Source organism: Pseudomonas sp. MDT2-39-1, from assembly GCF_054898085.1.
Genome location: NZ_CM142716.1, coordinates 206,926 through 231,361 on the forward strand (window position 1 = coordinate 206,926; position 24,436 = coordinate 231,361).

Genomic DNA, 24,436 nt, shown 5'->3' on the forward strand with positions numbered 1-24,436 from the left:
CACCTGAACACATCACTTGCGAGTAGACGACCATGGCACGGGCAATCTGGAAAGGCGCAATCAGTTTCGGGCTGGTGCATATCCCTGTGGCGCTGGTCTCGGCGACCTCCTCGCAAGGCGTGGATTTTGACTGGCTCGACAGCCGCAGCATGGACCCGGTGGGTTACAAGCGCGTCAACAAGGTCACCGGCAAGGAAGTCACCAAGGAACACATCGTCAAAGGTGTGCAGTACGAAAAAGGCCGTTACGTGGTGCTCAGCGAGGACGAAATAAAGTCGGCGCACCCATTATCAACGCAGACCATCGACATCTTTTCCTTTGTCGACGCCGAACAGATCCCCCTGCAAAACATCGACACGCCCTATTACCTGGCGCCGGACAAACGCGGCGGCAAGGTCTATGCGCTGTTGCGCGAAACCCTGAGCAAGACCAACAAGGTCGCACTCGCCCATGTTGTCCTGCATACCCGTCAGCATTTGGCTGCGTTGATGCCGCTCGAATCGGCGATGGTGCTGGTGATGCTGCGTTGGCCCGCCGAAGTGCGCAGTCTGGAGACGCTGGAGCTGGGCACTGAAGTGACCAAGCCTGAACTGGCCAAAGGCGAACTCGACATGGCCAAGCGTCTGGTGCAAGACATGAGCGCCGACTGGAAACCCGAGGATTACCGCGACAGTTTTGAAGACAAGATCATGGCGCTGGTCGAGAAGAAAGCGAATGAAGGCAAGATTGAGGATGTGGAAACGGCGACGGGCGAAGAGGAACGTAAAACCGCTGATGTGATTGATTTGACTGAGTTGCTTAAACGTAGCCTTGGGGGCAAGGGTGCCGCTAAGGCCAAACCGGCGGCTAAACCCGCTGCGCAGAAAAAAGCCACGAAGACTTCTCGTGGCTGATTGATGGTTCTGCGGTGTCTGTCAGGGCCCCATCGCGAGCAGGCTCGCTCCTACAGTTGACCGAGTTCTAATGTGGAAGCGAGCCTGCTCGCGATGGGGCCATATGTAACAACACAACATTCAGATCAGAACAAAAACCGCCAGCAACCCACCAAAAATCGCCCACTTCTCAAGGTAATAAAGTTTGCGATTACGCTTCTTCAGCGCCTTGCCGCGCAGGCGAATCTTGTAGATTTTGGCGAACAAACGGTTGATGCCACCGGTCTTGTCCCCCGCATTATTCGGCGCGCCCGCCGCCGACATCACGTTACGGCTGAACCAGCCGTTGAACGCCGCCGCCCAGCGGTACTTCATCGGCCGCTCGACGTCGCAGAACAGAATGATGCGGTTCTGCTGGGTGGTGTTTTCGGCGTAGTGAATGAAGGTTTCGTCGAACATCACCGCTTCACCGTCGCGCCAGTGGTAGTTCTCACCATCGACGTTGATATAGCAACCGGCCTCATTCGGCGTTTCCAGGCCCAGGTGATAACGGTAAGAGCCGGCATACGGATCGCGGTGGCGGACCAGTTTGGAACCCGGCGGCAACTCGGCGAACATCGCGGCTTTGATCGAACCGATGCTTTGCACCAGTTCAGTGGTGCGCGGGCAGAGTTTCGTCGCCGAGGGATGGCTGTCGCCGTACCACTTCAGGTAGAAGCGCTTCCAGCCCGTCTTGAAGAACGAGTTGAAACCGACGTCGTCGTATTGGTTCGAGCGCTTGATCTCCCCGGCCCGAAGCAGGTTCTGGCCTTCCGCGCGAATTTCTTCCCAATGCTCCTGCAACGGACTCAGGTCTGGGAAATCGGCCGGGTCGAGGTAAGGCTTGTTGGGGATTTTCGAGAACATATAAAGGAAGCAATTGATTGGCGCCAGAAAGGACGAGTGATCGCTCAATTGGCGGCCCAGCTTGTGACGCACCCGACCGCGCAGGTGGACGTAGGCAATGGATATTACATATATAGCGGCAATAATCAGTTTCACAGAAATCGTCACATGTCAGAAGTGAACAAACTGTTTCCCCCGCCAACCCAGCGGCCCAGGGGTCTAGTGCAGTGTCTGAATACGAAACAGCGGTCCCGGTGGCGCGTCCTTGAGCCTGTGCCGATAGTCGGCGTCAGGTGAAAAAGTGGGATTTTAGTCTCATTTTGTAACCAATAGTTAACCTTCAAATGTGAAAATCTGTCCGCTGGTGCCGCCAAAGCGCCCGCGTGGCCTCAACGCCCTATCGTTTAAAGAGCCAGACCAGTACAATCGCCGCCAAACATTACGCGCCCCCCTTGGTTGATGACGGGAATGAACCCGCCTCAGCGCACTTCGACTCGGGCCAAGCGCTCCATATGCTGCTGTCCACTTATTGCCAGATGGACCTTCCGCTTCTGACCGGGATGCATTTTCCGTGGTTCGGATACCGGAAACGGGTACTGAATCGGTACTGCCGCAACCCTAGCTACTCTGAATGCTTCGCAGGAAAAACCTTTGATCTCTACAGCTAACATCACGATGCAGTTCGGCGCCAAGCCGCTATTCGAAAACGTTTCGGTAAAATTCGGCGCGGGCAACCGCTACGGTCTGATCGGCGCCAACGGCTGCGGCAAGTCGACCTTCATGAAAATCCTCGGCGGTGACCTCGAGCCGTCCGGCGGCCAGGTCATGCTCGAGCCGAACGTGCGTCTGGGTAAATTGCGCCAGGACCAGTTCGCCTACGAAGAATTTACCGTCATCGACACCGTGATCATGGGTCACGAAGAGCTGTGGAAGGTCAAAGCCGAGCGCGACCGTATCTACTCGCTGCCGGAAATGACTGAAGAAGACGGCATGGCTGTGGCCGAGCTGGAAACCGAATTCGCCGAAATGGACGGCTACACCGCCGAATCCCGCGCCGGTGAATTGCTGCTGGGCCTGGGTATCGGCATCGAGCAGCACTTCGGCCCGATGAGTGAAGTGTCCCCAGGCTGGAAACTGCGCGTATTGCTGGCGCAGGCATTGTTCTCCGATCCTGAAGTGCTGTTGCTCGACGAACCGACCAACCACCTGGACATCAACACCATCCGCTGGCTGGAAAACATTCTGACCCAGCGCTCCAGCCTGATGATCATCATCTCTCACGACCGTCACTTCCTGAACAGCGTGTGCACTCACATGGCTGACCTGGATTACGGCGAGCTGCGTCTGTTCCCGGGCAACTACGACGAGTACATGACCGTGGCGACCCAGTCCCGCGAGCAACTGCTGTCGGACAACGCCAAGAAGAAAGCGCAGATTTCGGAACTGCAATCGTTCGTCAGCCGCTTCTCGGCTAACGCCTCGAAAGCCAAGCAGGCCACGTCCCGCGCCAAGGCGATCGACAAGATCCAGTTGGCTGAGGTCAAGCCTTCGAGCCGTGTGAGCCCGTTCATCCGTTTCGAACAAACCAAGAAGCTGCACCGTCAAGCGGTCATCGTCGAGCGCATGGCCAAAGGCTTCGACGGCAAGCCACTGTTCAAGGACTTCAGCTTCCAGGTTGAAGCTGGCGAGCGCGTGGCGATCATCGGCCCGAACGGTATCGGTAAAACCACCCTGCTGCGCACCCTGGTCAACGAACTGACCCCGGATGCCGGCACCGTGAAGTGGACCGACGCCGCGGAACTGGGCTATTACGCCCAGGACCACGCACACGACTTCGAAGACGACTGCAACCTGTTCGACTGGATGGGCCAATGGACTCAGGGCGGCGAGCAAATCGTTCGCGGTACCCTCGGCCGGATGCTGTTCTCCAACGACGAGATTCTGAAGTCGGTCAAGGTCATCTCCGGTGGTGAGCAAGGTCGCATGCTGTTCGGCAAGCTGATCCTGCAAAAGCCGAACGTGCTGATCATGGACGAACCGACCAACCACTTGGACATGGAATCCATCGAGGCACTGAACCTGGCGCTGGAAAACTACCCGGGCACGCTGATCTTCGTCAGCCATGACCGTGAGTTCGTATCGTCCCTGGCCACCCGCATTATCGAGTTGAGCCCTAGCGGCGTGATCGACTTCAGCGGTACTTATGATGACTACCTGCGTAGCCAGGGCGTTGTGTTCTAAGCGTTCGCTATAAATGAAAAGCCCTGTCCTTGTGACGTAATGCTGTTCACTTAAGACAATCATCAGTCGAGCGAGAACCTGTGGCGAGGGGATTCATCCCCGTTGGGCTGCGAAGCGGCCCCCTGCGCCCGTTCAGACAGACCGAGTTGTGTGGATTTACGACTGCTTCGCAGCCGAACGGGGCGGTGCGACGTTTCGCTGAATCCCCTCGCCACAAATGAGTGCCCGCGCTTAAGTGAACAGCATTATGTCCTTGTGACGGGGCTTTTGCATTTCAGGGCCGAGGGATGTTTTGGTGCTGAAGGCCTCTTCGCGGGCAAGTCGGATCGCCGCACCGCTCGCTCCTACGGGATCGATGTCGTCCACAATCATTGCGCACGACGCAAATCCTGTAGGAGCGAGCGGTGCGGCGATCCGACTTGCCCGCGAAGAGGCCCTCAAACTCGACGAGCATAGTTAGCCTGCTTCCTTTTATTTCCAACCCACGCCATGATGCAGCTCTCCCACCGCCGCCCGCGAACGAGCCCTCATGTCTGCGCAGCAACTGCCACCGCAAAGCTCCATGGCGATTACCCTGCAGATCGTCTCCATCGTTTTCTATACCTTTATTGCGTTCCTCTGCATCGGCCTGCCGATTGCGGTGTTACCGGGCTATGTCCATGAGCAGCTGGGTTTCAGCGCGATCGTCGCCGGGCTGACCATCGGTTCCCAGTACCTGGCCACCCTGCTCAGCCGCCCCATGGCTGGGCGCATGTCAGACACCATTGGCACCAAACGGGCGATTGTCTACGGCCTGTCGGGGATCGTGCTGAGTGGCGTGCTGACGTTGATTTCAACAATGCTGCAAAGCTTTCCACTGCTGAGCCTGTCGATCCTGATTGTCGGACGCTTGTTGCTTGGCGTCGCCCAGGGCTTAATCGGCGTGGGCACGATCAGTTGGTGCATGGGCCAGGTCGGTGCGGAGCACACCGCGCGCTCGATTTCGTGGAACGGCATTGCGTCTTATGGCGCCATTGCGATCGGTGCACCGCTGGGCGTGGTGATGGTCGCCGCATACGGCTTTGCCAGCCTGGGCATCGCGCTGTCACTGCTGGCCCTGGCCGCGCTGTTGCTGATCCGAAATAAACCCTCGGTGCCGGTGATTCGCGGTGAGCGCCTGCCATTCTGGGCGGTGTTCGGACGCATTGCACCGTTTGGTGCGAGCTTGAGCCTGGCCTCCATCGGTTACGGCACCCTGACAACCTTTATTACCTTGTATTACGTCAGCCGTGGCTGGACCGGCGCGGCCTACTGCCTGACGGTCTTCGGCATCTGCTTTATTTTGTCGCGATTGCTGTTTATCTCCGCGATCAGCCGCTTCGGCGGTTTCACCTCGGCGATTGCCTGCATGAGCATTGAAACCGTGGGCCTGGTGCTACTGTGGCTTGCGCCCTCGACCGCTTATACGCTGATCGGCGCCGGCCTGGCCGGGTTTGGTCTGTCGCTGGTGTACCCGGCGCTGGGGGTGGAAGCGATCAAGCAGGTGCCCAACTCCAGTCGTGGCGCGGGTTTGAGCGCCTATGCCGTGTTTTTCGATCTGGCACTGGCGATTGCCGGGCCGTTGATGGGCGCTGTCGCGTTGAATCTGGGGTATTCGTGGATTTTCTTCAGCGCGGCGATGTTGTCGGTGACTGGACTCGGTTTGACCTTATTGCTGAAACGCCGCGCTACAGCCTGACGCGTGTGATCCCCTGTGGGAGCGGGCTTGCTCGCGAAGGCGGTGTGTCAAACGACTAAAGTATCGACAGTAACGCCGCCTTCGCGAGCAAGCCCGCTCCCACAAGGGTTCGGGTGGAATCACTGATCAGCGGTTTGCATCCCGGCCCGGGTAGGCTTGCCCAGCGCATGAGAGAAGAACCGCCCGGCCTCGGACACCATGTTGCGATGGATGTCTTCGCGGTCGACGCCGTCAGCGTCGGTGCACAGCGCCGGCATGGCGGCGATCTGCTCTTCATTGCAAGGCGCCATGAACACGAAGTGCCCTGCCCCGGCCAGCAATTTGAAGTCCGGTGCGATCGGCAGTTTGCGCGCCAGGGCGGCGGCGTTTTTGTCGAATGCCACCAGTTTGTCGCCATCCCCGCTGTAGAGCAGCACCGGCACATGCACGTCGGCCAGTGTGTGGCGGCCGAACTTCAGGCTAAGCGGCGCCATCAGCAGCAACGCATGCACACGGGGATCCGCCACGGGTTGCAAGTCATCACGGTCGACGATCAACTCGCCTTTGGTGTTGCAGGCATCGCGGTCGTCCGGGCGTTCCTGGCAGTAGCGGCGCAGACGATCCAGGTCAGGCGTCGCCCCGGACAGGATCAGCGCCGTTTCGCCACCCGCCGAATAACCAATCACGCCGACCTGATCGGCATTGACGAAAGGCGCGAGCATGCGATCACTCAGGGTCGCGGTAATGGCTTCGGAAATCTGGATGGGCCGGCCGTAAAGGTTACTCAAAGTACCGAGGCGGCTGTGGTCTTTGGAGTTGTCACCAGGGTGGATCACCGCCACCACCACAAACCCTTTGCGTGCCAGCGAGGTGGCAAGGTCGTGCAGGGCCAGCGGGGTTCCGGTGTTGCCGTGAGACAGCATCAGCATCGGGAAACGCCCCATGGCAACTCGGGTGTCTTCGCCGGCTTCGACGGTGTAACCCTCGATTTTGCTGGTGTGCTCCCGGTCGCTGGAGGGATAGAACGCGATGGCGCGCATCGGCTGCAAATCCAGAGGGTCGAGAAAACTCATCTCATGGAAGCCGACGCTCCAGTGAGGATGCGGCGCAGGCGCGGCGTGCACTGAATTCAGGCTGCTGAGCAGGCAAATCAGTAACGTTGCACAAAGACGCACCATGGGATGCCCCACCTTGTTACTTGACCGGAGACGGTAACCCTCGACTGCATAACTCGGGCCAGAATACGAAATAGCCAGAAACAAAAAACTCCGTATCTGACCCTTGCGTGATCAGAATACAGAGTTTTTTGGGTGGTGCCTGAGCTGTTTGAACTCTTTACGCAAGTCTTTACGCAGCGGCGAACAACTGCTCGCTGATTTGCGTGTGAGCGTCGCTCATGGCTTTGGTGCGCACTTCGTCACCGTAGGCCAGGCCATGGGCACGAACAAACTCAATGTCGGTGATGCCGATGAAGCCGAACAGCACTTTCAAGTACTCTTCATGCGCAACGCCAGTCGCCTGACCGGCATGCAGACCGCCGGAAGTCGAGACGATCACGACTTTCTTGCCGCCGCACAGGCCTTCAGGGCCGGCTTCGGTGTAGCGGAAGGTCTGACCGGCAACGGCAATGCGGTCGATCCAGGCCTTGAGTTGGGTCGGGATGGTGAAGTTGTACATCGGCGCTGCGATCACAACGGCGTCGGCAGCGAGGAATTCGGCCAGGGTGGTGGCGCTCAGCTCGGCTTCGTGCTGTTGCGCGGCGTTGCGCAGTTCAGCGGTGGTGCCGGCGGCAACCAGGGTGGTGGCGGAGAAATGGCTGATGGCATCAGCGGCCAGGTCGCGGTATGTCACCACGGCGGTTGGCTCGGCGGCTTGCCAGGCTTTGACGACTTCGCTGCTCAGCAGACGGGAAGCCGAGTTGTCACCAAGAATGCTCGAATCGATATGCAACAGTTTCATAAGGGATCTCCAGGTGAGGATCGCCACCGGGCGATCTGATGGGGAGGATCCTACAGATGAAACCAATAGCTGATTAGCCCGCAACAATGCGATAGTTCGTCCCACTGATAGAACAATCGGATTCCCATCATGCAAGACCTCAACGACCTTTACTATTTCGCCAAGGTGGTCGAAGCCGGCGGCTTCGCAGCGGCCGGGCGTTTGCTGGGGATTCCCAAGTCCCGGCTGTCACGCCGCATTGCCGAACTGGAAGAACGCCTCGGCGCGCGCCTGCTGCAACGCACCACCCGACAGCTCAAGCTGACGGCGGTGGGTGAACGTTACCTGCGGCACTGTCAGGCGATGCTGCTGGAAGCCGAGATGGCCGATGAGGCCGTGGCCAGTATGTCCAGCGAGCCCCGGGGACGCTTGCGGGTTTCCTGCCCCGTCGGCCTGGCCCACGAAATGCTGCCGATGGTGATCAGCAGATTTCTTGAAAAATACCCCCAGGTTCAACTGGAAGTCATGCTGATCAATCGCCGTGTTGATCTGGTCACTGAAGGTGTCGATGTCGCGCTGCGGGTCCGTGATTTGGGCGATGAGGATCCGCTGCTGGTGACCCGTCGCTTGCGCCAGGCGCAGATGGCGATGGTCGCCAGCCCGGCCTTCCTGCACGAACGTGAGATCAACCACCCCGAAGACCTGAAAGCCTTGCCGGTGCTCGGCGCGCTGGAAGCCGACCGAATGGTGCACATCCGCATGCTCGATCAACAGGGCAAAAGCTATGACTTGAGCCTGGAAGCACGATTGGGCATCGACGATTTCATTGTGCGCAAGGCCTGCACGCTCGCCGGCCAAGGCTTTACGATGCTGCCGATGATGTATTGCGAAACGGAACTGGAGAATGGCTCGCTGGTGCAGTTGCTGCCCGACTGGTCATTGCCTGGCGGCTGGCTGCAAGCGGTCTACCCTCATCGGCGCGGGGTGATGCCGGCCGTGCGCGCCTGGATCGACCATTTGATCGAATCATTCAATGCCTGTGGGGACCGATTGATATGAAGGCTGGACGCATGGGCGAAGAGGACGTCGCGCAATTCTGTCTCGCGTTGCCCGGCGCGCGGGAAGACTATAAATGGGGAGGCGTTCGGGTGTTTTCGATTGCCGGGAACAAGATGTTCGCCTTGCAGAATCTGCGCGGCGATTCCCTGGCCTTCAAGGTCGACAAGGATCTGTTCCTTGGACATTGCGACCGCCCGGGCATTCACCCGGCGCCATATCTGGCGCGGGCTCAGTGGATCATCATGCAAACGCCCTACCCGCTGGGCAGCGAAGAGTTGCAAGGGTTGTTGCAACGCTCTCACCAACTGGTGGTGAGCAAGCTGCCCAAGCGCACCCAGATCAGTTTGCTGCTTTAAAACTCTTTGTTTTAGAACAATGCAAACAGATGCGCGCCAAGAAACAGCTGATCGATCCAGAACACCTGGTGCATCAGCACAATAAGCCAGAACACTAGCTGGAACGAAAGCTTGCGGGTCTTGTGCCGAAACACTTGCTGGGCCAGCAAGGCGCCGGGCCAGCCGCCCGCCAGTTCGACCGCGTGCAGGACGTTCTCCGGGGTCCGCCAGCTGTCGGCGCGAGCCTTGCGCTTGTCGCTCCAGTACAGAAAGAACGCCAGCACGCTGACGATGCCATAGGCCGCCAGCGGAATCAGCGAAATCCCGCGCAGCCACAACGACACCGAGCCCGTCAGCGGCAGCGCGCACAGGATCGCCAGCACCAGCAGTTTCAGCCGTAGATGCTGGATTTTCTCGCGTCCGGGATTGTTGCGCGCGCTGGAGTCATTCATGGACGTGCTGCTGCCCAATCGACCCAACCGAACTGCCAGGTGGCCAGAATGAGCAGACCGAACGCGATGCGATACCAGGCGAATGCCGCATAGCTGTGAGTGCCGATGAACACCAGCAAGGCTCTGACGGCAATCATCGCGAAGATGAACGCGGTGACGAAGCCGATCGCAAACACCGGAAGATCAGCCGGCACGAACAGGTCGCGGTACTTGTAGCCCGAGTACACCGCTGCACCGACCATGGTCGGCATCGCCAGGAAGAACGAGAACTCGGTGGCCGTCTTGCGCGACAACCCGAACAGCAAACCGCCAATGATGGTCGAGCCGGAACGAGAGGTCCCGGGAATCATCGCCAGGCACTGGGCAAAGCCGACTTTCAGGGCATCTTTCCAAGTGATCTCGTCGACGGTGTGGGCATGCACTTCATGCTGACGCTGTTCCGCCCACAGCATCACGATCCCGCCCACGACCAATGCCGTGGCGACGGTGATCGGGTTGAACAGATATTCGTGGATCAGATCGGCAAAAATCACCCCCAAAACCACCGCAGGCAGGAAAGCGATCAACAGGTTTGCGGTAAAGCGTCGGGCACTCGGTTGCGTCGGCAAGCCGATGACCACGTCGAAGATCTTGCGGCGAAATTCCCATACCACCGCCAGGATCGCCCCGAGCTGGATAATGATGTTGAACGCCATGGCTCGCTCGCCACCGAAGTTGAGCAAGTCCGCCACGATAATTTGGTGACCGGTACTGGAAATGGGCAAAAACTCCGTCAGCCCCTCTACAACTCCAAGAATCAATGCCTGCAAGGCGGTCCAAAGTTCCATCAATCCCCCAAAGGCGATGCGCCAAGGCATGCCCCATTAATTTTTTAAGCGTTCATCGCGCCAAGCGTAGCTGAAGTCCCGCGCGCAAAGGATCCAGACGGAGCCGTAAAAACTCCGTGAAAAATCAACTTGGGTTCAGGTTTTTCCGCGCGGGGCCGAAATCCTATCAGACAAGCCTCGATAACGCTGCCGCGTAATGAGACTTGGGTCGCATATGCCCGACCGGCAAAGCGTGGTTGGATGCTGGCAATCGTTTATTACAAGAAAAAGAAATCGGAGTGACAGCGTTATGAACAGCTTGCGCAGTGTGTCGATCAGCCGACGCTTGTGGCTCATCTTGATCGTGTCGGTGGTGATGTTATTGACGTTGGGCGTGTTGATGCTCAAACAGATCCATGACGACCTTTACCAGGCAAAGGCCCAGAAAACCCAGCACGTGGTGCAGACCGCCAGCGGCATTCTGAATTACTACCACGGCCTGGAAACCGCCGGCACACTCACCCGCGATGCCGCACAGAAGCAGGCACTGACGGCCGTGCGCGGTCTGCGTTATGACCAGAACGATTATTTCTGGATCAACGATCTGACGCCGGTGATGGTGATGCACCCCGCCAACCCTAAACTCGATGGCCAGAACCTCTCGGCAATCCGCGACCCGGACGGTTTTGCACTGTTCAACGAAATGGTGGCCGTCGCCAAGGCCAAGGGTGCCGGCACGGTCAACTACCGCTGGCCTAAACCGGGTGCCAGCGCCCCGGTCGAGAAAACCTCCTACGTCAAATTGTTCGAGCCTTGGGGTTGGGTGATTGGCTCGGGGGTGTACATCGATGACATGCAGGCCGAGTTCTATGGTCAGGTGTGGAAGGCTTCTTTCGTCGGCCTGGTGATTGCGCTGATCATGGCGCTGCTGGTGATCATGATCGCTCGCAGCATCGTGCGTCCGCTCCAGGCTACCGTGACCGCCATGGCCAATATCGCCAGCGGTGAAAGCGACCTGACCCGCAGCCTCGACACCCATGGCCAGGATGAAGTCACTCAGTTGGCCCGTCACTTCAATGCCTTCACCGCCAAACTGCGCGGGGTGATCAGCGAGCTGCAAGTGTCCGCCAGCGCCTTGGGCCAGTCTTCCAGCGAACTGGGGAACGACGCCGCCCAGGCTCAGCAACGCAGTCAGCAACAGTCCCAGCAAATGGAGTTGGTGGCGACCGCGATCAACGAAGTGACTTACGGCGTGCAGGATGTCGCCAAGAATGCCGAGCACGCGGCCAGCGAAATGCGCGATGCCGAATCTCAGGCGCAACAGGGGCAGGTCAACATTGATGGCAGCTTGCAGCAGATCGACAAACTGTCCGGCACCATCGATCAAGCCGTTGAAGTGATTCGTACCCTGGCGGCTGAAAGCAACCAGATTGGCAGCGTGCTGGAGGTTATCCGCTCCATCGCCGAGCAAACCAATTTGCTGGCGCTCAACGCCGCTATTGAAGCCGCTCGGGCCGGCGAGCAAGGTCGAGGGTTTGCGGTGGTGGCCGATGAAGTACGCCTGTTGGCTCAACGCACCCAGAAGTCCACGGCGGAGATCCAGTCGATGATCGAACGCCTGCAAACGCACTCCGAAGCGGCGGTCAAAGTGATCGGCGACAGCAGCAGAGCCTCGCAACTGACCATCGAACAGGCCGGTCTTGCGGGCGCCAGCCTGAATGCAATCGGCCAGGCGTTGCGCAACCTCAACGGGTTGAACGCGTCTATCGCCAGCGCGACCCTGCAGCAAGCCCATGTGGTGGAAGACATCAATCAGAACGTCACCCAGGCCGCGGGGTTGTCCCACAGCACCGCGCTGGCGGCGGAGCAGTCGAGCGTGGCCAGTGTCCGGCTCAAGGACTTGAGCGAGCAGTTGAACGGCCTTCTCAAACAGTTCCGCGTGTAAAACCCCCTCTTGTAGCAGCTGCCCCGTGGCGAGGGGCAGCTGCTACGGGCCGCGCGAGCCGGTTCTACTTGGCGGCGCCTGCCGGTACAATCCGCCCCCCTCTTTCGTTTTCCCAAGGAACCTCCATGTCCGGGCTTGAACTGTTTGCCGCCACCCTCGGCGTGATTGCCGTCTGGTTGACGGTCAAACAGAACCCTTGGTGCTGGCCGATCGGCTTGGTCATGGTGCTGCTTTACAGCTGGATCTTTTTTGAAGTGAAGCTGTATTCGGACATGCTCCTGCAAGTGGTCTACGCCGGGCTGCAGCTCTACGGCTGGTGGCAATGGACCCGCGCGGGCGAGGCGAATACCGGTCGGCAGGTCAGCCGGCTCGATGGAAAATCGATCGCATTGGGCCTTCTGGCCGGCGCCATTGGCAGTCTGCTGCTGGGCGCCGCCATGGCGCACTGGACGGATGCCGCCCAGCCATGGCTCGACGCTGCGCTGGCCGGGTTCAGCCTGGTGGCGCAATTATGGATGGCGCAAAAACGCGTGCAATGCTGGCCGCTGTGGATCGCCGTTGATGTGATTTTCGTCGGGCTGTTCATCTATAAGGACATGTACCTGACCGCCGCCCTCTACGCGCTGTTCTTGTTGCTGGCCGTGCAAGGCTGGCGTGAGTGGCGCGCCGACCCGGCATTGCGCGCATGAAAGTTCTGGTGCTAACAGGTCCGGAATCCAGCGGCAAAAGCTGGCTTTCGAACGAGATTCACGCCAACTTTGGCGGCATATTGGTCAATGAGTACGTTCGGCATTTCATCGACAGCGAAGCCCGCGAAACTCGCTACGATGACATCACCTCCATTGCCAATGGCCAGCTGACTTGGGAGGATGAAGCACGCGCCAGACAACCGTCACTGTTGATTCTCGATACACACCTCTTGAGCAACATCCTTTGGAGTCGCACGTTGTTTGGCGATTGCCCGACATGGATCGAGCAAGCATTGCTGTCACGTCACTACGACCTGCATTTGCTGCTGAGCCCTGAAACCGTAGCCTGGCATGACGACGGGCAACGTTGCCAACCGCAACTGGCAGAACGCCAGGCGTTTTTCCAGGCCAGCCGCCAATGGCTTGACCTGCACCGCCAGCCTTGCCAGGTAGTGCAAGGTGATTGGCAAGAGCGAAGGGACGCGGCATTCGAGGCTGTCACGCGCTTGCTCAAGGCCTGACAGGGTTGCCCTACCCGTCACCGATGTTCCATTCCTGAAACACCCTCCCCTGTGCAGAGCCGCAAGCTAAAGCGGCCCGAGCACTCCTGCAATAATATGTTAAGCCACTGATACAACCTGCATTCAGTGCCCTCGACGAGCAATGCCGCCCGCATGGGCTGCGCTTTGGCGTGGGTCTGTCTCAGTGGCGTTACAATTTTTTTTTGACTAACTCGACAATTAAATCCAACCCACTGTTTTTAAACGAAAAACCAAAAGCGGCACACCTTCTGCTCTCTACCTCACAACGCTGATAAGGGCCAGCGTTCCAACTACAGAAGGAATTGCCGCCGTGGGGAAATTTGATCAACGCATCTATAGCCTCCTGCTGATCGGATGCGCACTGGGCTCAAGTGTCTGCCTGCCTGTACAGGCTGAAAACGGCATCATTCTTATCAAACGTGATGTCCAACCGCGCAACGCAACGATTCCACCGTTGATTCCCGATCCTAACCCCACGACCGTCAATGCCAACCCGTCCAAACAAATCCTCAAGCAAACGAACGAGTTGAGCGACGGCGACTTTGCCAACGTCGCCAGTGGTGCAGGCATCAACCGCCTGATCACTCAAAACACCAACAACATGGGCGGCAATGTCAGCAACCAGACCCAGCTTTCCAACCTCCCCGCTGGACGTTCCGGAAACTCGGGCAACGGTATTGCCAACATGGTCAATTCAAACGTCCAGCAGGGCCTGGGTGCTCTGAAAATCATAACGGGAGACCGTTAAGATGAATCGTACGCTGCTCTTTATCGCCATGTTTTGCAGTGCATCGATCTTTGCCCAACCTCCCGTCATCAATAACGCCGACATCGACGGTTCGGGCATGCAGTACCAAGGCAACCTCACGGTCAACCAGGCGGCGGGCGATTATCAGCAACAGGCCAATGCCCGGGCCATCGCCATTGGCACCAACGCCAGTGCAACCACACAGATTCGCCAACGGCTGCGTACGCAAGTCGACCCAGGGATCGATGCCCGATCCAGCATTCAAGGCGACTCATTCAGTCACGGCAATGGCGTACTGGGTGTCAACCAGAGCACGGGCGCGAGCAACCAGCAAGCCAATGCCCTGCGGATAAGCATCAGTACACAGCCGCAAAGTATCGACGACAGCGTCCTCATGCAACAGAACGTGGCGCTGCTCAACAACTCCGATCCGACTGACTCTGCACCAGGCTATCGCCAGGTCACTACCAGTGACCAGGCTTTCACCGGTAGCCGTGGGGTGATTCAGTTGAATCAGAGCGCCGGGGTGGGAAACCGAACGGCCAACACCCTGAGCGTACGGGTCGCGAATTGACCCAAAAAGGTAAGAAACAACACTTAACCTAAAATAAGCACGGAGAATCACCATGAAACCTTCGATGGCAATAAAGCCTCTGGTATTCGCAATTGCTGCGGTCATGGCTGTTGCTGTACAAGCTGGGGAGCGTGACAACCACTACAATGGGGGCCACCACAACGGTGGTCATCACACCCCTCCTCCAACAAAGATCCCTGTTTACGCGACTGCCAATGCTTGGGATAACCAAAGCAGTACCAACAACCGCATCCGTAACGAAGGGACTGTCAACGAAGCCGAGATGACCAGCTCTGCCACAGGCACCAGTGGCAACGTTGGTGTCAACGTGGCTGCAGGCAATGGCAACCAACAAGACAACGCGGCCGCCATTGCAAACGCTGCTTCTGACTCCAGTATCGACAACAGCTTCGTGTTCGGCACTGCTTCCGCTACCGCTAGCGTGCGGCAATACAGCAACAATAACCGGGTCGACAACTACGGCAGCACATCTTCTGCCGTTATGAGTGGATCGGGTAATAGCGGCAGCGGCAACATGGGCATCAACATTGCTGGCGGCGACCTGAACCAGCAGAAAAACACCATGGCAATTGCCAATACCAATGCTCCACTCGGTAACGCAACAGCCACCGCCTCTGCAGATCAAAACGGTCCTGGCCTGGTTGTGAACAACGCCGCCGATCGGACTTATCGCGTGGATACAATCACCGTTACCAATACGGCGAGCGGCAGTTTCTCTAAAGATAAGTCATTTGAGGCGAGCGGCAGTCAAAGCGCTTCTTCGAGCTGGAACGCGGCCGGCGCCAAGAGCTATGACGCCAGCGGTTCCAAAAGCGTTGATATAAGCGGTTCTAGCGCCAGTAATGCGAGCGGTTCCAACAGCAGTAATGCCAGCGGTTCCAACAGCAGTAGTGCTAGCGGTTCTTCGAACGCTTCTTTGAGTGCTTCCTTGAGCGCTACGCTGGACGCTGCTGCGGCGGCTTCCAACTCCACTACCGTCAATAATGGCTGGGGCGACCGCACCCGCAGCAGTTCTTCCGACGCATCGTTTAACGCATCGCTCGACGCAACGCTTGATGTATCGATAGACAAATCGTATGACAGATCGCACGAGTCCTCGTACGACAAATCTCGCGACTCGTCGTATGACAAATCGCGCAATTCCTCGTTCCAAAAATCGTACGATAAATCGTATACGAAGTCGTCTGACTCCTCGTACGAAGAATCGGGCAGTAAATCGTCCGAGTCTGCATACGACAAAGCGAAAAGCTACAGTGAAAGCAGCTCTTATGATTTGAGCAACACCTACTCCTATCAAGTGCTGACTCCAACTGGCTGGGCCAACCCTGTGACCAACACTGCAACCCTGAGTGGTTCGGTGAATGGCGGCAGCGGCAACCTGGGCGTCAACGTGGCTGCTGGTGTGGGCAACCAACAAAGCAACTCGCTGGCCATTTCCAACAACTCGTTCTAATGGCTGTCTTTGGAGGCCCCCTTACGGGGGCCTTTTTCAACACCTCTTGGGGCGTCCCATCATGCGCATTATTGCCTTGGCATTTTTGCTTTGCGTGGCCAGTGTGATCGAGGCTGCACAAATGCCGCTTTCCGTCCTGCCGGGTGGCGCGCTGGTGTACAAGCCGATCCAGAGCGTTCGCGAACGTAAATTTGAGGACCTGGTACAACAGAAAACCGACTTCAGTTGCGGCGCGGCTGCGCTGGCGACCATCTTGCGCCAAGCCTATTGGCTGGACGTGAATGAAGAGCAGATCATCGAAGGCATGCTTGCACACTCCGATCAAGATCTCGTCCGCGTACAGGGCTTCTCCATGCTCGACATGAAGCGTTACGTGGAAAGTATCGGCATGCGGGCCCGTGGCTATCGGGTAGCGCCGGAAACGTTGAGCGACATCAGAATTCCGGTGGTGGTACTCATGGATATTCGTGGCTACAAACACTTTGTGGTCATGCAAAGAATCCATAACGGCTGGGTCTATATCGGAGATCCGGTACTCGGTCATAAACGTTACAAAGTCGATGACTTCGTCAAAGGCTGGAACGGCATCATCTTTGCCGTCATCGGCCAGGGCTACGACAAAACCAATGCATTGCTCGACCCACCCATGCCGCTGACCGCCAGGAACCGCATAAACGCCTTCAGCCCGGTGCAAGACGCAGAGTTGATGGATTTCGGATTCATCCAAAGCGACTTCTTCTAATAACAAAGGAGCACGACGCTCCGGGAGCATCCCATGAAGACTCCAATCTGGCTGGCCGTGCTTTGCCTGGCCGCCAGCCTGCCGACCGAGGCACAGACATTCAAACCCATCGAACTGAAAGACCAGGAATTGGCAACCCTGCGTGGCCGCTATGTCATGCCGGGACGGATTGTCAGCTTCGGCATTGCGATGACCAGCACTTGGCAAAATGCCAACGGTGAAGTGATCGGCGCAACGTCCACGATGCAAATTCAACAATCGACCATCAAGCCACAGTTCTATGTGTCAATGATCGACGAAAAAGGTAATGGCTCAGCGCGCTCGCAAGGCGCGAGCACGGGCACGGGCACCGTCACTGGCGGCAGCGGCCTCAACACCACCGAGGGCGTCACTCAAGTCGTGCGTGCTGCCGGCGACAATAATACTGCCTACAACAACGTTGATATCAACGTCTCAAAGGCTAGCCAGGGGACAGCCACGCAACAACCACAACAAACGCAACAGCAGGGCCAGGCATTGACCGCAGGCTCAACGTTGGTTGGCAACAATGGCGCCGGCTCGCTGAGCATTTCCTCAACCGGGACTGGTGTGCAACTCAACATCGTAGCCAACAACAATCAGGGCAGTACCGTACAACGCCTGGCTCAGGGTGGGCTGATGCAGAATACGACTTTGCTCGGCAGTAGCAATCAGGTCCGCAACCTCACTTCCTTCAATGTCGTGCTGCGTGACAACGTGCCGACAGCCGGATCGGTGAGCGGCAACCTGGACCAGCTTAAAGGTCTTCGCACTATCGGATTCTGATCTACGCTCAGTCTCATCAGAGTCAGAAGGGACGACTAACCCATGCACCGATCTTTAACGTTCAGAGCTTTTGTCTGTTTGAGTAGTCTGGCCCCGGCCACTTTGCTATACGCAGCACCGGACCCCCAGGTCGAAATCCTAAAACAAGAACTCATGGAGTTGAAACAGCGTTACGAAGCACAACAGAACGCGCTGATGGTCCTTGAGCAACGCGTTCGCCAAGTCGAAGAAACACCGGCGACACCCGCTCCCAAACGCCTGACCAAATCCCCCGCCGAACCGGCCAGGGGTGGCCAGGCGGTGGCCGCCGGTGCGCCGGGAACCACAGGCAGTTCCTATGGCCAATCGCTCAAGGATGATTCGGAGCCTGCGCAAAGCGTTTCCAACCTTTATGACGAAGCCAGCGGCTTCTTCGGTGGCGGCAAGTTCAGCGTCGAAACCGGCCTGACCTACACGCATTACGATACCCGTGCATTAACGCTCAACGGCTTTCTGGCACTGGACTCGATTTTTCTCGGCAACATCAACCTCGACCGCATCAAGGCCGACAACTGGACACTGGACCTGACCGCCCGCTACAACGTGGCGCAACGCTGGCAGTTCGACATTAACGTCCCCGTGGTTTATCGCGAATCGACGTATTCCTCCGGTGGCGCCGGAGGCGCAGGTCCGGTGACGTCGGACGCAACCGTTACGCGGGATCCGACCATCGGCGACGTGAACGTTGGCATTGCCTACAAGTTTCTGGACGAGTCGGCAAATCTGCCCGACGCGGTCGTTACACTGCGCGTCAAGGCACCAACCGGTGACGACCCTTACGGCATCAAGCTGATCGAAGACCCGAACAACGACAACCTCGCGGTACCCGAGGACTTGCCTACCGGCAATGGTATCTGGTCGATCACCCCGGGGATTTCGCTGGTCAAGACGTTCGACCCGGCCGTACTGTTCGGCAGCCTGTCCTACACCTACAACGTGCAGGACTCTTTCAGCGACATCAGCCCTCAGGTCGGCTCCAAGGTGAAAGGGGACGTGAAGCTGGGCGATTCCTGGCAGGTCGGCGCCGGCATTGCATTCGCCTTGAACGAGAAGATGAGTATGTCGTTCTCGTTCACCGATCAGTTCGCCCGCAAGAGCAAGATCAGGCCTGACGGTGGCGACTGGCAATCGATCACCAACAGCGATTACAACTCTGCCAACTTCAACATCGGCATGACCCTGGCAGCAACCGATAACTTGACGATCGTGCCCAACCTGGCCATCGGCCTGACCGACGACTCGCCAGACTTTTCCTTCAGTCTGAAATTCCCGTACTACTTCTGATCCGGCACCCACAAAAAACCCGCTTTTTCGGCGGGTTTTTTTGTTGATCCTGTAGGAGCGAGGCTTGCCCGCGAAGAACGATAGCGCGGTGATTCAGTTAAACTGCGTAGCGTTCTTCGCGGGCAAGTCGGATCGCCGTACCGCTCGCTCCTACGGGTCTGCAATCGCTCATCGTATCTGATGCTTGTGCAACAAACGGTAGAAGGTAGGCCTGGAGATCCCCAGCACCTTGGCGGCGATGCTCAAATTATCGCTGTGGCGGTTAAGAACATCGCACAAGGCCTGGCGTTCAGCGCGGGTCTTGTAGTCTTCCAGCGTGCCCATCGGCGCGGCAAAGGGCTGTTGGCTGATCAGCCCCAGGTCTCGCGCTTCGATCTGCCGCCCTTCGGCCAGCACCAACCCGCGACGTACCCGGTTGGCCAGCTCGCGAACGTTGCCCGGCCAGTCGTGCTTGCCCATGGCAATCAAGGCGTCTTCGCTGAAGCTGCGAGGACGGCGGCCGGTTTCATGACTGTAGAAGTGAGAAAAGTGATTGGCCAGCATCGATAAGTCGCCATGACGCTCACGCAGGGGCGCGGTGACAACTTGCAGTACGTTCAGGCGATAGTACAAATCCTCACGAAAGCGTTTCTTCTCGATCGCCGCCTCAAGGTCGACGTGAGTCGCCGCCAATACCCGCACATCCACCGGAATCTGCTGACTGCCGCCGACATGCTCGATGTGTTTTTCCTGCAGGAAGCGCAGCAGATTGGCTTGCAGCTCCAGTGGCAGGTCACCGATCTCATCGAGAAACAGTGTGCCGCCATTTGCCGCTTCGATCCGGCCGACCTTACGTTGGTGGGCGCCGGTAAAGGCGCCTTTCTCGTGGCCAAACAGTTCGGACTGGATCAAGTGTTCGGGAATGGCCCCGCAATTGATCGCTACGAAAGGTTTGCTGTGACGCTGGGATTGTCGATGGAGCGTGCGGGCGACCAGTTCTTTACCGGTACCGCTTTCGCCCCGGATCAGGACCGGAGATTCGGTGGGCGCCAGTTTGCTGAGTAACTTACGCAGTTCACGAATCGGTTTGCTGTCGCCCAGCAGCTCGTGCTCAGGCTGATCAATGTGAACGGTGCCCTGCCCACGCAGGCGCGCCATGCCGAACGCTCGTCCCAGCGTGACTTGTACCCGGGAAACGTCAAACGGCAAGGTATGGAAGTCAAAAAACCATTCGCAAACAAAATCACCGACATTTTGCAGGCGCAGGACTTCCTGGTTGAGTACGGCAATCCACTCGGTGCCGCTGCGGCTGATCAACTCTTTGACGGCTTCCGGGCGTTCCAGATGAAAGGGTTGTAATCGCAAGAGGCCAACGTCGCACGTTCGGTCGGCGGCATTCTCCAGGGAACAGCTGTCAACATCCCAGCCCACAGAGCGCAGACCCGGCAACAGACGATGGCAGTCATCACAGGGGTCAACTACTAACAGACGTCGTAACGCAGGCGTTTCGATCATGACTGTTCCTTGACGCCAAACTTTAGGAAATATTATTAAAAAACAGTCGTTTGGCGAATCTGGCTGTAACATTAGCAAGAATTTGACGCACCCTTGTACCGTTTGACTATAGGAACGTCGCGTTATTAGTTATAAGAACAAGTTTGTTAGTTACCTAACGAGTTCAACCTTTCATTCAGCTTTCAAAACCTGCCCCTGCATTGAGTATATGAAAGAAAGTTGAAATTTCTTTTGATTGTGTGTGACCTGACCCCCGGTTGAGGGCATCAGTACAAGTAACCAGCCGAACGGTAAGCCCAACCGACGGCCTGTCACTTGATTGGGCATAAAGAGAGAAGACCCCATGACCGCCCCGCTCCGTATCAACGAAGCTCTTTTGATTGCCGGCCGTGCATTTGAACCTTTCCAATGCGTGGCCTGGGCCCCACAAGACGGCAATGGCGAACTTAGCCTGACCATTATCGATCGCACCAATGCCCACATCGGCCGCACACAGATTCCAAGCAGTGCGTACTCTGATCCTGAGCAACTTGAACACATCCTGGAAGAAGCTCGCGCCGTACTGAGCGAGGATGGTTACACGCTGCAATCTTGGTCCATGCCGCACTAAGGGTTTTGGCGGATTACTCAAGTGTGATCCGCCCCCCTCGCCATTCTTTTAGTGGCTGTTTTCGGTAGTCATTGCCCCCGTCTTCCAGCTTGCCTGCCACGAATTACTTGGCAGGCTTGTCAATGGTTCGAAAAGACACTGTTCTGGCACAAAACGACCCTCCATCCGTTAGTTGTGACAGTTGTGCAATCGATCATTCAGGGATTGAATGTTTTGCACACGCAGTTGCCCTCCCGGTACCCGGGTTTCGGTCAGCTCGCAAGGAGATGCGCGCATGCCAGACCAGACTGCTTTTGCCCGACCTGCAGCGCAGTACACGGCCGGTCATCTCGATAAAAGTTTTGCCTCCAACGGCAAAACCCAAGTGTATTTCGCCGGCAGTACGTCGAGCATCGCCAACAGCGTGGCGATCGACTCGAGCGGTCGCGTGCTGGTGGCGGCAAAGGTCGGCACTCGCGACGGCCATTGCTTTGGCCTGGCCCGCTTGCTTGAAGACGGCTCGGCGGACCTGGCATTCGGCACTCGCGGCAGCGTCATCGGGCAATTCCAGCGCGGTTATGAGGCAATGGCGGGCAAAGTCCTTGTCCTGGCCGACGGGAATATTCTGGTCGCCGGCCTGCACTATCAAGACGCTCACCAGACGTTGCCGGCCCTGGCGCTGTTCGACTCTCAAGGTCACCCGGTCAGGGATTTTGGCGACAATGGACGCTGCGTCATACGCCTGCCGGGAAATCTGTCACTGGGCATGCGCGACGCCTGGCTCCCTCCCGGGGTGCCGGGGGCCGAAGCCTGCGACGTTAAGGTTCAGGCTGACGGCCGAATCCTCCTACTGGCCAATCACCATTTCGAACTGGCCGATCACGTTGGCCTGCTGATTCGCCTTACCTGCAATGGCGAGTTGGATAGCGCCTTCAATGGCCGCGGCTTTGTCATCGTCAGGCATTTGCTGATGAACTCCTGGCTCAGCAGCCTGATGGTGCAGCGGGACGGTCGGATCATGGTCGGCGGTTCGATCAATTTCCCTGAAGAAGGCTTGCTGGCGCGCTACCTGCCCGACGGCAGCCTGGATGATAGCTTCGCCGTGGATGGATTCATGACCTTCAGCGTTCAGGGGCACAGCGCCCAAGTCAGCCAGATCGTCCAGCAGGACAATGGCGACTTGCAGTGTTTTGGCACCAGCCGCGACCCGATGCATTGCCTGGCGCTGAAACTGCAAAGCAACGGTCGCCCGGACGCTCGTTGCAACGGTGGCCAGCCACATCTGCTGAAAGTCGGTCTCAGCGGCTGTCAGTGGACCGCCGCCCAACTCCAGCCAGACGGCCGCGTGCTGACGGTTGGCGCCACCATTGGCGGAGTCGAAGCCGACTTCCTCCTGGCCCGGTACTTACCTGGCGGGCAGCTGGATCCCGGCTTTGCCGAGGGCACCTGCTGGGTTCGCACCCGTTTGGGCCGCAGCCTGGACACCGCCACCTCGATGGCCGTTCAGGCGGATGGAGGGATTGTCGTAGGCGGTTATTCGCTGGATGGCAACTATCGGGCGGTTGTGGTGCGCTATCTCGGTCAGGACAACCACTTTTCCCACACTTGATCTTCCCTTCGGCTTACGGCAAGTTGCGCGCTTCTTAATACAAGGAGTAGCCGATGTCCGGTTCAATGGCCCACGCCTTCGCGCACAATTTCCTCGGCCACTCACCCCGCTGGTACAAGGCGAGCATTGTCGGCTTCCTGATACTCAACGCCCTGGTGTTGTGGACAGTAGGTCCGGTGGCGGCCGGTTGGCTGCTGGTGCTGGAATTCATCTTCACCCTGGCCATGGCCCTCAAATGTTATCCGCTGATGCCCGGCGGGTTGCTGCTGATTGAAGCGCTGCTGCTGAAAATGACCACGCCGCAAGCGCTCTATGACGAACTGGTGCACAACTTCCCGGTGATCCTGCTGCTGATGTTCATGGTAGCGGGCATCTACTTCATGAAAGACCTGCTGTTGTTTCTGTTCTCGCGCCTGTTGCTGGGGGTTCGCTCCAAGGCCCTGCTGGCCTTGATGTTCTGCTTCCTCTCGGCATTTCTGTCGGCGTTCCTCGATGCCTTGACGGTGACGGCGGTGATCATCAGTGCTGCCGTGGGGTTTTATTCGGTGTATCACCGCGTCGCCTCGGGCAATGATCCGCGTCAGGACAGTGAGTTCAGCGATGATCAGCACCTACCCAAACTGCATCATGACGACCTCGAACAATTTCGTGCGTTCCTGCGCAGTCTGCTGATGCACGGCGCCGTGGGCACGGCATTGGGCGGCGTCTGCACATTGGTTGGCGAGCCGCAAAATCTGCTGATCGGCCACGAAATGGGCTGGCACTTTTTCGAGTTCTTTCTTAAAGTCGCGCCCGTTTCATTGCCGGTATTGGTCGCAGGTCTGGTGACCTGCGTCCTGCTGGAGAAATTGCGCTGGTTCGGATACGGCACGCTGATGCCGGACAACGTGCGCACCGTACTGGCCAATTACGCTGCCGAAGACAACGTCAAACGCACCTCGCGCCAGCGTGCAGCCCTGATCGTTCAAGGGTTGGCGGCACTGATTCTGATTGGCTGCCTGGCGTTTCACGTGGCTGAAGTGGGTTTGATCGGTTTGATGGTGATCGTGTTGATCACCGCCTTCACGGGCATCACCGACGAGCACCGTATCGGCAACGCGTTCAAGGACGCCATGCCGTTCACGGCATTGCTGGTGGTGTTCTTCGCGGTGGTCGCGGTGATCCACGATCAGCAGTTGTTCACGCCGCTGATCCAGTGGGTGCTGGCGCTGCCGGCCGATCAGCAGCCAGGCATGTTGTTCATTGCCAACGGATTGCTGTCGGCCATCAGCGATAACGTGTTTGTGGCGACCATTTACATCACCGAAGTGAAACAGGCGTTCATCTCCGGCCACATGAGCCGTGAGCACTTCGAAACGCTGGCCATTGCGATCAATACAGGCACTAACCTGCCGAGCGTGGCGACGCCTAATGGCCAGGCGGCGTTTCTGTTTTTGCTGACGTCGGCGATTGCGCCGCTGATTCGCCTGTCGTATGGGCGGATGGTGTGGATGGCGTTGCCGTATACGGTGGTGATGGGTGTGCTGGGTTGGTACGCGGTGAGTTTCTGGCTTTGAGTCGACAGGTTTGACGCCTTCGCGGGCAAGTCGGATCGCCGCACCGCTCGCTCCTACAGGGTC

23 protein-coding genes are annotated in these 24,436 nt (G+C 57.9%); 17 read left to right on the forward strand and 6 right to left on the reverse strand.

All coding sequences use genetic code 11. From position 1 onward, the window contains the following. Window positions 1–32 precede the first annotated feature (32 nt). Window positions 33–893 carry a non-homologous end joining protein Ku gene (gene ku / locus ACYZTM_RS00965; RefSeq protein ID WP_131058620.1) on the forward strand — a complete coding sequence of 287 codons (861 nt, stop codon included), beginning with the start codon at window positions 33–35 and terminating at the stop codon, window positions 891–893. A gap of 120 nt (window positions 894–1,013) precedes the next feature. On the opposite strand, the gene lpxO is transcribed toward ku, so the two are convergent. Next, window positions 1,014–1,913: a lipid A hydroxylase LpxO gene (gene lpxO, locus ACYZTM_RS00970; protein WP_131058621.1), complete on the reverse strand. Its 900-nt coding sequence runs from the start codon at window positions 1,911–1,913 to the stop codon at window positions 1,014–1,016. Window positions 1,914–2,408: 495 nt separating this feature from the next. On the opposite strand from lpxO, the gene ACYZTM_RS00975 reads away from it, so the two are divergent. Next, window positions 2,409–3,998 (forward strand): ABC-F family ATPase, encoded by a 1,590-nt coding sequence (locus tag ACYZTM_RS00975; protein ID WP_010460520.1) that lies wholly within the window; start codon window positions 2,409–2,411, stop codon window positions 3,996–3,998. 529 nt (window positions 3,999–4,527) lie between these two features. Continuing rightward, entirely contained in the window at window positions 4,528–5,715 is a 1,188-nt protein-coding gene (locus ACYZTM_RS00980) for an MFS transporter (RefSeq protein WP_131058622.1), read from the forward strand. Between the two features lie 119 nt (window positions 5,716–5,834). Here the strand turns inward: ACYZTM_RS00980 and ACYZTM_RS00985 are convergent, their stop codons facing one another. Both ACYZTM_RS00985 and ACYZTM_RS00990 read right to left on the reverse strand, forming a co-directional pair. Then, window positions 5,835–6,872 carry an alpha/beta hydrolase family protein gene (locus tag ACYZTM_RS00985; protein ID WP_131058623.1) on the reverse strand — a complete coding sequence of 346 codons (1,038 nt, stop codon included), beginning with the start codon at window positions 6,870–6,872 and terminating at the stop codon, window positions 5,835–5,837. Between the two features lie 169 nt (window positions 6,873–7,041). After that, window positions 7,042–7,653, reverse strand: a complete 612-nt coding sequence (locus ACYZTM_RS00990) for an FMN-dependent NADH-azoreductase (RefSeq protein WP_077747806.1) — start codon at window positions 7,651–7,653, stop codon at window positions 7,042–7,044. A 129-nt stretch (window positions 7,654–7,782) separates the two neighbouring features. Between ACYZTM_RS00990 and ACYZTM_RS00995 the strand changes: the two genes are divergently transcribed. Together ACYZTM_RS00995 and ACYZTM_RS01000 are read left to right on the forward strand one after the other, a co-directional pair. Then, window positions 7,783–8,691 (forward strand): LysR substrate-binding domain-containing protein, encoded by a 909-nt coding sequence (locus ACYZTM_RS00995; RefSeq protein WP_461986442.1) that lies wholly within the window; start codon window positions 7,783–7,785, stop codon window positions 8,689–8,691. Beyond that, window positions 8,688–9,047 carry an MmcQ/YjbR family DNA-binding protein gene (locus ACYZTM_RS01000; RefSeq protein WP_131058624.1) on the forward strand — a complete coding sequence of 120 codons (360 nt, stop codon included), beginning with the start codon at window positions 8,688–8,690 and terminating at the stop codon, window positions 9,045–9,047. The genes ACYZTM_RS00995 and ACYZTM_RS01000 overlap by 4 nt, the downstream gene beginning before the upstream one ends. An 11-nt stretch (window positions 9,048–9,058) precedes the next feature. Here the strand turns inward: ACYZTM_RS01000 and ACYZTM_RS01005 are convergent, their stop codons facing one another. Next, entirely contained in the window at window positions 9,059–9,478 is a 420-nt protein-coding gene (locus ACYZTM_RS01005; RefSeq protein WP_131058625.1) for a DUF1294 domain-containing protein, read from the reverse strand. Further along, window positions 9,475–10,305, reverse strand: coding sequence for an undecaprenyl-diphosphate phosphatase (locus tag ACYZTM_RS01010; RefSeq protein ID WP_131058626.1), 831 nt, complete (start codon window positions 10,303–10,305; stop codon window positions 9,475–9,477). The genes ACYZTM_RS01005 and ACYZTM_RS01010 overlap by 4 nt, the downstream gene beginning before the upstream one ends. 289 nt (window positions 10,306–10,594) lie before the next feature. Here ACYZTM_RS01010 and ACYZTM_RS01015 point away from each other — a divergent pair, with 289 nt between their 5' ends. The 9 genes from ACYZTM_RS01015 (at window position 10,595) to ACYZTM_RS01055 (ending at window position 19,125) form a co-directional block, all read left to right on the forward strand. Beyond that, on the forward strand, window positions 10,595–12,229 hold the full coding sequence (locus tag ACYZTM_RS01015) for a methyl-accepting chemotaxis protein (protein ID WP_461986445.1): 1,635 nt from the start codon (window positions 10,595–10,597) through the stop codon (window positions 12,227–12,229). Between the two features lie 125 nt (window positions 12,230–12,354). Further along, window positions 12,355–12,918, forward strand: coding sequence for a nicotinamide riboside transporter PnuC (gene pnuC / locus ACYZTM_RS01020; protein ID WP_131058628.1), 564 nt, complete (start codon window positions 12,355–12,357; stop codon window positions 12,916–12,918). After that, entirely contained in the window at window positions 12,915–13,439 is a 525-nt protein-coding gene (locus ACYZTM_RS01025; protein WP_131058629.1) for an AAA family ATPase, read from the forward strand. The genes pnuC and ACYZTM_RS01025 overlap by 4 nt, the downstream gene beginning before the upstream one ends. Window positions 13,440–13,770: 331 nt before the next feature. Next, window positions 13,771–14,208, forward strand: a complete 438-nt coding sequence (locus ACYZTM_RS01030; protein ID WP_131058630.1) for a hypothetical protein — start codon at window positions 13,771–13,773, stop codon at window positions 14,206–14,208. Between the two features lies 1 nt (window position 14,209). Next, window positions 14,210–14,782 carry an adhesin gene (locus tag ACYZTM_RS01035; protein WP_461986447.1) on the forward strand — a complete coding sequence of 191 codons (573 nt, stop codon included), beginning with the start codon at window positions 14,210–14,212 and terminating at the stop codon, window positions 14,780–14,782. A gap of 52 nt (window positions 14,783–14,834) precedes the next feature. Further along, the gene (locus tag ACYZTM_RS01040) at window positions 14,835–16,256 is read left to right on the forward strand and encodes a heme utilization protein (RefSeq protein ID WP_461986449.1); all 1,422 of its coding nucleotides are present in this window, start codon (window positions 14,835–14,837) and stop codon (window positions 16,254–16,256) included. 61 nt (window positions 16,257–16,317) lie between these two features. Continuing rightward, a complete protein-coding gene (locus ACYZTM_RS01045) occupies window positions 16,318–16,998 on the forward strand; it encodes a C39 family peptidase (protein ID WP_461986451.1) in 681 nt (226 codons plus the stop codon). 33 nt (window positions 16,999–17,031) lie between these two features. After that, window positions 17,032–17,802 (forward strand): hypothetical protein, encoded by a 771-nt coding sequence (locus tag ACYZTM_RS01050; protein ID WP_131058634.1) that lies wholly within the window; start codon window positions 17,032–17,034, stop codon window positions 17,800–17,802. Window positions 17,803–17,844: 42 nt separating this feature from the next. Beyond that, window positions 17,845–19,125, forward strand: coding sequence for a coiled-coil domain-containing protein (locus ACYZTM_RS01055; protein WP_461981991.1), 1,281 nt, complete (start codon window positions 17,845–17,847; stop codon window positions 19,123–19,125). 168 nt (window positions 19,126–19,293) lie between these two features. Here the strand turns inward: ACYZTM_RS01055 and ACYZTM_RS01060 are convergent, their stop codons facing one another. Further along, entirely contained in the window at window positions 19,294–20,619 is a 1,326-nt protein-coding gene (locus ACYZTM_RS01060; protein ID WP_131058636.1) for a sigma-54 dependent transcriptional regulator, read from the reverse strand. Window positions 20,620–20,962: 343 nt separating this feature from the next. Here ACYZTM_RS01060 and ACYZTM_RS01065 point away from each other — a divergent pair, with 343 nt between their 5' ends. From ACYZTM_RS01065 to nhaB, 3 genes are all read left to right on the forward strand, one after another. Then, entirely contained in the window at window positions 20,963–21,229 is a 267-nt protein-coding gene (locus tag ACYZTM_RS01065; RefSeq protein ID WP_131058637.1) for a hypothetical protein, read from the forward strand. A 274-nt stretch (window positions 21,230–21,503) separates the two neighbouring features. Further along, window positions 21,504–22,817: an NHL repeat-containing protein gene (locus ACYZTM_RS01070; protein ID WP_461986454.1), complete on the forward strand. Its 1,314-nt coding sequence runs from the start codon at window positions 21,504–21,506 to the stop codon at window positions 22,815–22,817. Window positions 22,818–22,870: 53 nt separating this feature from the next. Further along, window positions 22,871–24,373: a sodium/proton antiporter NhaB gene (nhaB, locus tag ACYZTM_RS01075; RefSeq protein ID WP_461986456.1), complete on the forward strand. Its 1,503-nt coding sequence runs from the start codon at window positions 22,871–22,873 to the stop codon at window positions 24,371–24,373. Window positions 24,374–24,436: the final 63 nt, after the last annotated feature.

What these genes read in the sequence shown, in the direction of transcription:
- ACYZTM_RS01005 (WP_131058625.1), bottom strand. Translation starts at nt 9,478, where the DNA reads ATGAATGACTCCAGCGCGCGCAACAATCCCGGACGCGAGAAAATCCAG.
- ACYZTM_RS01060 (WP_131058636.1), bottom strand. Translation starts at nt 20,619, where the DNA reads ATGATCGAAACGCCTGCGTTACGACGTCTGTTAGTAGTTGACCCCTGT.
- ACYZTM_RS01055 (WP_461981991.1), top strand. Translation starts at nt 17,845, where the DNA reads ATGCACCGATCTTTAACGTTCAGAGCTTTTGTCTGTTTGAGTAGTCTG.
- pnuC (WP_131058628.1), top strand. Translation starts at nt 12,355, where the DNA reads ATGTCCGGGCTTGAACTGTTTGCCGCCACCCTCGGCGTGATTGCCGTC.
- ACYZTM_RS01040 (WP_461986449.1), top strand. Translation starts at nt 14,835, where the DNA reads ATGAAACCTTCGATGGCAATAAAGCCTCTGGTATTCGCAATTGCTGCG.
- ACYZTM_RS01025 (WP_131058629.1), top strand. Translation starts at nt 12,915, where the DNA reads ATGAAAGTTCTGGTGCTAACAGGTCCGGAATCCAGCGGCAAAAGCTGG.
- ACYZTM_RS01065 (WP_131058637.1), top strand. Translation starts at nt 20,963, where the DNA reads ATGACCGCCCCGCTCCGTATCAACGAAGCTCTTTTGATTGCCGGCCGT.
- ACYZTM_RS01035 (WP_461986447.1), top strand. Translation starts at nt 14,210, where the DNA reads ATGAATCGTACGCTGCTCTTTATCGCCATGTTTTGCAGTGCATCGATC.
- ACYZTM_RS00995 (WP_461986442.1), top strand. Translation starts at nt 7,783, where the DNA reads ATGCAAGACCTCAACGACCTTTACTATTTCGCCAAGGTGGTCGAAGCC.
- ACYZTM_RS00985 (WP_131058623.1), bottom strand. Translation starts at nt 6,872, where the DNA reads ATGGTGCGTCTTTGTGCAACGTTACTGATTTGCCTGCTCAGCAGCCTG.
- ACYZTM_RS01000 (WP_131058624.1), top strand. Translation starts at nt 8,688, where the DNA reads ATGAAGGCTGGACGCATGGGCGAAGAGGACGTCGCGCAATTCTGTCTC.
- ACYZTM_RS01010 (WP_131058626.1), bottom strand. Translation starts at nt 10,305, where the DNA reads ATGGAACTTTGGACCGCCTTGCAGGCATTGATTCTTGGAGTTGTAGAG.
- ku (WP_131058620.1), top strand. Translation starts at nt 33, where the DNA reads ATGGCACGGGCAATCTGGAAAGGCGCAATCAGTTTCGGGCTGGTGCAT.
- ACYZTM_RS01015 (WP_461986445.1), top strand. Translation starts at nt 10,595, where the DNA reads ATGAACAGCTTGCGCAGTGTGTCGATCAGCCGACGCTTGTGGCTCATC.
- ACYZTM_RS00980 (WP_131058622.1), top strand. Translation starts at nt 4,528, where the DNA reads ATGTCTGCGCAGCAACTGCCACCGCAAAGCTCCATGGCGATTACCCTG.
- ACYZTM_RS00990 (WP_077747806.1), bottom strand. Translation starts at nt 7,653, where the DNA reads ATGAAACTGTTGCATATCGATTCGAGCATTCTTGGTGACAACTCGGCT.
- nhaB (WP_461986456.1), top strand. Translation starts at nt 22,871, where the DNA reads ATGTCCGGTTCAATGGCCCACGCCTTCGCGCACAATTTCCTCGGCCAC.
- ACYZTM_RS01045 (WP_461986451.1), top strand. Translation starts at nt 16,318, where the DNA reads ATGCGCATTATTGCCTTGGCATTTTTGCTTTGCGTGGCCAGTGTGATC.
- ACYZTM_RS01050 (WP_131058634.1), top strand. Translation starts at nt 17,032, where the DNA reads ATGAAGACTCCAATCTGGCTGGCCGTGCTTTGCCTGGCCGCCAGCCTG.
- ACYZTM_RS01070 (WP_461986454.1), top strand. Translation starts at nt 21,504, where the DNA reads ATGCCAGACCAGACTGCTTTTGCCCGACCTGCAGCGCAGTACACGGCC.